At 49.5% G+C, this 6,135-nt stretch carries 4 protein-coding genes; all 4 read right to left on the bottom strand.

All coding sequences use genetic code 11. The features are described from left to right. A partial coding sequence (locus CWE11_RS11855) for an RHS repeat-associated core domain-containing protein (protein ID WP_241971797.1) occupies nucleotides 1–556 on the bottom strand: 556 nt, incomplete at its 3' end. 91 nt (nucleotides 557–647) lie between these two features. Then, entirely contained in the window at nucleotides 648–1,025 is a 378-nt protein-coding gene (locus CWE11_RS11850) for a hypothetical protein (RefSeq protein ID WP_126777836.1), read from the bottom strand. Between the two features lie 15 nt (nucleotides 1,026–1,040). Then, entirely contained in the window at nucleotides 1,041–1,400 is a 360-nt protein-coding gene (locus tag CWE11_RS11845) for a hypothetical protein (RefSeq protein ID WP_126777835.1), read from the bottom strand. 109 nt (nucleotides 1,401–1,509) lie between these two features. Beyond that, complete coding sequence (locus tag CWE11_RS11840; RefSeq protein ID WP_126777834.1) at nucleotides 1,510–6,003, bottom strand: RHS repeat domain-containing protein; 4,494 nt, start codon at nucleotides 6,001–6,003, stop codon at nucleotides 1,510–1,512. Between the last annotated feature and the right edge of the window lie 132 nt (nucleotides 6,004–6,135).

Genomic DNA, 6,135 nt, shown 5'->3' with positions numbered 1-6,135 from the left:
TCGAATTCGTAACTCCTCCCGCCGATGAGCTCAGTACCCCGTGGCCAAATTTTCCACCTTGGACCACATTCATGACGCCCCCAAGCCCCCCTCGAGCAAGGACAGCAGAAGTTCCTCTCAAGCCTTGGAACTCAAATCCAATCCCGATTGTCAGTCCACCGACCATCGCTCCACGCAAACTTCCGGTCGCCACACCGCCGGATAAAAATCCTTTTAACATCGCACCACCAAGGCTTTGTCCAAACGGCATTGCCATAATCACAATCGCAACAAAAGGCGCAAAATCTCCCAATGCCTTGTTCAACCGATTAAACAAATACCCACTCGGATCCGTATAGCTCATCGGATTATTGAGCACATAGCTGTAGCGGTTGTAATTCTGCAGGTTCGCGCCCGCCTGAATAAACGGGTCCGCCTGCATAAAGCGCCCCAGCACTGGGTTGTAAGTGCGTCCACCCATATGAATCAGGTTCAGGTCGTTTACCATGGTGTGGCCGGTGTAGCCGCGCATCTCCCCTAACCGCAGTCCGAATACAAACTCGCTATGGCTCCACATTGTTTGATACCTGCCCCATACCCGCACTGACAAAGCCATGGTGGAAGGCGCCCCCACCGGGTATTTAATGCGCGCATACTCCTTGCTCACGCTACTGATCTTCAGGCCAATCGCATCCGACTCGTCCACCCAGTACTGGGTCTATATTATCAATGATGACCGGAGAGGTTTGAGCTATCGTGCCAAAAATCGTAACATACTTATCTTGGCAGGCCTCCAATACTTCCGCCGACAGTCCTTTAAGTTGCACGCTGTGGCTAAGCCTTTGAATCTCTGCGTCATCTTTATATAGCCACAAGCGACCGTCCTTTGTCAGATATCCATGAAGTGCTCCCGACTGCCCCACTTCTCCACTTTCTGTGAATAGAATTGCGAAATCATTTGACCACGTGGGTGCATCCTGGTCAGAGCAGCCAATCACGAACGTCATAAATATCACGATAAGCGATAATCTTTTTTTAAGTTTCATGCTGTAAAAGTCCACTTACGTACCGTCATAGAATAAAATACAAGGAATCAGGTCGACACTCCCATCACCCTCTCGGACAACCATGTTTACTTCGGTAACATCGACTAAATATACAACCACTCTGCCCGAAGTCCCTGTCTCTACGGTAACGATGAGACCTTCGAGCTCAACGTAGTTGCCATCGCAAACAGCAAGCTCGTAGCTTTGCGCTCGTTTAACGTTATAAACAACCATTGACCTAAATAAGAAACGGTTCACCATATCGTCCTCATATGGATATAGAGACGAAATAATCCCATATTCGTAAAACCCTATCGTTTTCACTCTCTTCTTGTGATAACGCTCTGGGTACAGAAGCAGTTTGTAAATCGACACTTGGTCTGCCTCCTTGTCCGATTCCGTATCACTCTTAGAACAACTCGATGCAACGAACACCAAAAAAACTGAAATTATTAGCATCTGCGTAGATCTGTTGAAAAATGACTTATCTCGCATATTGGTTTACCAAATCTTGTTGGGATGGAAAATGAATCGTAAAACTTCGCGATTCCGGAGAATAGATATGAACTGGAGCGCTTTCGAAATTGCTGTAAGATATAGCGCCATAATAAGCACTGACGATATTTCTATAAGGAGCAACGACCCAAGCTTCAACATTACGCATGTTTATCGGTCCGCCAGCCCCATACTCAGGGTTTAATCCAATTCCCCCATTTCGGTTTGGTGAGCGATGAACAACATATTCGTCCGGCAATAATCCCCAAAGCCTCTGCCTTCGGATAACAAAAGTTCCAATGTCGCCCGCCATTACTCCCGTCATGTCAACCTGTACTCCATACGTCTTTCCTGAAGGATTCGCCATCTCGTACTGTCGTTGCACAAGCTCTTCAGCTTTTCGGATAGCCGCTTCTCGGCTACTAAATCTATAGTGATTAAACAACGCCTGAAATGCCCCAGTAACCGCGCCATTGGCAAACTTGCCGCCGACAATCGAGGATGTGGTTCCTCCGATCGTCGCTGATACAATGGTTCCCGCAACAATCTGATTTCCCATTTCGTCATTAAGGTGGGTTCCGACACCCTTAGCAAAGCCTGCACTAATAAATCCGTGAGAGAACTTTGCACCATTTAAAGATGAGAGCACGCCCCCCGCAAACGCGTGAGCCCCTATCTGACCCGCTATCTGAGATGCGGTTAAGGCATTACCACCGAACATCATCACCGGTTGGCCACCAAAGCCTAGCCGCTCCGCTGCCGCATTAAAGCGACTGTTGAACTGCCCTCGCTCTTGAAAGCTTGTACCTATGGAGTGAAATATTCCTGCCGATACGGCGCCATGCATCGCTCCACGCAAACTTCCGGTCGCCACACCGCCGGATAAAAATCCTTTTAACATCGCACCACCAAGGCTTTGTCCAAACGGCATTGCCATAATCGCAATCGCAACAAAGGGCGCAAAGTCTCCCAATGCCTTGTTCAACCGATTAAACAAATACCCACTCGGATCCGTATAGCTCATCGGGTTATTGAGCACATAGCTGTAGCGGTTGTAATTCTGCAGGTTCGCGCCCGCCTGAATAAACGGGTCCGCCTGCATAAAACGCCCCAGCACCGGGTTGTAGGTCCGCCCACCCATGTGAATCAAATCAAAATCATTCACCATGGTGTGCCCGGTGTAGCCTTGTGACTGGCCTAAACCTCGCCCGTAAACAAACTGCCCGCTGGTGTATATCAGCGCCTGTTTGCCCCATGGATCATAGTTGAGTTGCTGACGCACAACGCTACCTAGAAGCGCCACGCCAGTAATCATGACCGTGGAGCCTTGCATATCCTTGTGCATGTAGAGCTGCTCGGTATTGACACTTGAGCCCAATTCTCTTTTTGTCAGAACCGTGGAGCCAATATGCAATCGATACTCAACCACGCCCGAGGGTAACTCGACAACTTCATACCCCCCAAACAAATAACGCACTGTGGTTTCATCATCGCGCACATCGGTTTGTTTTACCAGTTCACGACTCGGGCCATAATCAAAATAGCTCGCATGAGTACTCGACCGTGTCACCGACAACGGCTTATCAAAGCTCGAGTACACAAAGCTTTGCTGCCCGTCATGGGTGACGTTCCCAAACCCATCGTAGGTGAATGTATACAACTCCGTTTGGCTGGTTCCTGAGCGCACGCGCGTCAGGCGGTTGGGTAACAGCGTCCCTCCGGGCGAACTTTGATAATCAAAGCTCGCTCCTTGGCTGCCCACATCGCTTTTCCAAAGAATATTCCCATAACTGTCATATTGGTAAGTGTGGGTAATATTCATACCGCCGCCATGCAACGATAAGGTTGAAAACATGGGCTCAGAAGGATCTCCTGGGTCTCCCGGGAATCCCGGACAATCATTGCACGGATCTGGATCCGGCTCAGGGCTAGGACCTGAGTCAGCCATGCTCAGCCCATAACTAGTCATTCGATATAGATCGTCATAGACAAACGCTTCGTCCATGTTCGCTCCAGTTCCGGAGAGAAAGTCCTGACCGCGGTAGATGGTGTTTCCTACGTTGTCGTATTGGTAGGTGAGGCGACGCAGCATCAAGCCACCAGCATCACTCCATTGTTGTGAAGTCACCCAGCCGGTATTTGAATCGTAGCCGATGGTTTGAATCACTCCATTACCGAAACGCTGCCCTGTCGTTTGGCCGCGCGCATTCACATTTGTAATTTTTTGGTATGAAGAGTTCGCTACGCCCGGGCGTTTATAACCCACGAGATACCCATTTGCATATTCGTATTCAATCGAGGTTGGTGCTTGGTTGCCAACACTCGGGAAAGTCTTCGAAAGGCGCTCGAGGGTCGGCGCATAACTATAGCTGAACAAAGCAGTGCGGCCATGGTTCACAACTTCGCGAGTCAAAGTCTGCCCATGAGCGTTGTAGGTATAGCTCTCAGCATAGTCCGGTGCAATGTTTGTTGTGCACGACACAGCTTGTGTGTACTGCTTAATTGAGAGCAATCGTCCTCGCGCAAGATTCGCATTATTTGGCGCACCGTATTGATAGCAAACTGTCCCTTCGGCGTTTCGGGTTCGGACTTTGCGTCCAAAATCATCGTATTCGATGATTTCAATCAGCGTACGAGGGTTTGCAACATATAACTCGGTTTTACGTTGCTCTATCAACTCACCGAAGCCGTTGTAGCGATAACTCCAGCTCCCCTTGTCTTGATCCACCATACCCACGCGACGCCCGTAAAGGTCATAGGTGGTAGTGACCGGACTAAGTGCTCCTGGCAGCGTGACTGACGCAACCGAGCCATGCACGTTATAGAAATAACGGATCTCCTGATTACTTGCATCGCGAACTCGCGCAGTTCGGCCAAATCCATCAACCTGGCTTGACGTCACGTTTCCTTGTGGATCTTGCTGATAATCCCAAAACCCCTCACGCCACTGATATGATGTCCGGTTTCCGGGTAGATCAATACGATGTGCTTGATTATGGAGAGTGTAGTAGTAACGCGTGCGCGGTCCCGAAAGCGAGGCTAATGTCAAAGCGCTGGTCACAGCCTGTGGCTCGTACACAAACTCCGGTCGCCCACGCACATCGTAGGTGGTGCGCTGCTGACTGTAGCGACCATCAAGCAGTCGCTCCGATGTGGCGATTACCTGACCAAGTTTATTGATGAACGTGTAAGATTGCGCGCCCGAGGCATGTGTTTCTCGTGTATAGGCATAAATCGCTGCGTTTGCACACGAGCCCTCACAAAATTGCGAAGCGTGCGTAGTTAAGGTCACAAATGTGGCGTTTACAGAAGCTCTAATTTGCGTCTGAAGTATATTTCCAAAAGGATTAAAGGTTGTTCGCTTCTGCTCACCGTTCGCACCGGTCTCAACCACTGCAACGAGCGGTCCTGACTGACTTCCCGTATTTTGGTATTCGTACGTGTACGTTGTTGTGAGCTGATTCTGGCGTGTCTGCTTTAACTTCGCTCCTGTCACTGAATCATACGTCCATTTAATCGTTCGCGGCGCTCCTATCACACTATTATTGAGAATTGCTTGTGACGTCTGCTCCGTGACCTGTCCTTTGTCATCGTGCGTGTATGTCGTTCGTAGACCCGGCGTATTTCCGTGGCTCGGGTTTTCTTCAAGCACGAGAACTCCCTTAGAATTGTATTCAAAGCGCGCCGTCCGAGAAACGGTTTCTCCGCTTTGGGTTGTTTTGACTTCACTTGCAACAAGCCGAGCAAACTTCCCTAATCTCGTTGGCGAGGAGGCATATGTGTTGGTCACTTCAATACGTTGAGTGCCGTCACCTGACACGGACGACGTAATGAGGGCATCGCTGGATTTTAGGTTTCCATACGTGTCATACGTAAAGGTGGTCGCTGTGGTTGCAGCGAGCACACTGTTTCCCACCGAGCCATTGGCATTCCAGCCAAGGCGATACTCCGTTTCAACTGATGATGCCAATACTGGCGCAGGTCGGCCGGTATCATCGGTCCGCGTCCCATTCCAAGTATTCTCAGCGACTGACATCAATCGGCCAAGTTGTCTTGTCACAGTCACTCGCGGTTGGCCGGTCAAGGGAAATTGTTGATGATACTGTGTTTGGGTGACAATACCTGAATCGCGATCATGAACCGTTAAAAACTCAAATCCAAGCAAGCCTCGCCCTTGTCTATTCACCAACAAGCCACCGTACTTATAGTCCGTTATCGCATGACGTTTAGTGGATGCGGACAAATATCCAGTTAGTCGTTGCACTTGAGCAACCACCTCAATACCGGCCAGTGGCGCAAAATCCGCAGCACCACGTTGAGACGAGTACTGGCGATGATAGACTCCGGAGTTCACAAGCCCACTGTAACTCCAACGGAGCTTTTGCAGTGACGGCTCGTGGACTCCTTTTATCTTATTTTCGCCCACAAATCGACGGAAGTTATGTTGGATCCGCCAGCCACTGCTTGATGTTGCACTGACCAAATCCAGTTAGTGCATCATTCTTTCTGTAATTTCGCCTGAGCTGGAAAAGGTGCAGGTCAAAGTTTATCCTTTTGATTTACCGACCAAAGTAAATTGAAAGAGGAACCACAATGACCTGCGATATACAGGATA

This window comes from Aliidiomarina sanyensis (assembly GCF_003987175.1).
In the GTDB taxonomy this organism is placed as follows: Bacteria; Pseudomonadota; Gammaproteobacteria; order Enterobacterales; family Alteromonadaceae; genus Aliidiomarina; species Aliidiomarina sanyensis.
This window is presented reverse-complemented; position numbering and strand designations above follow the sequence as displayed.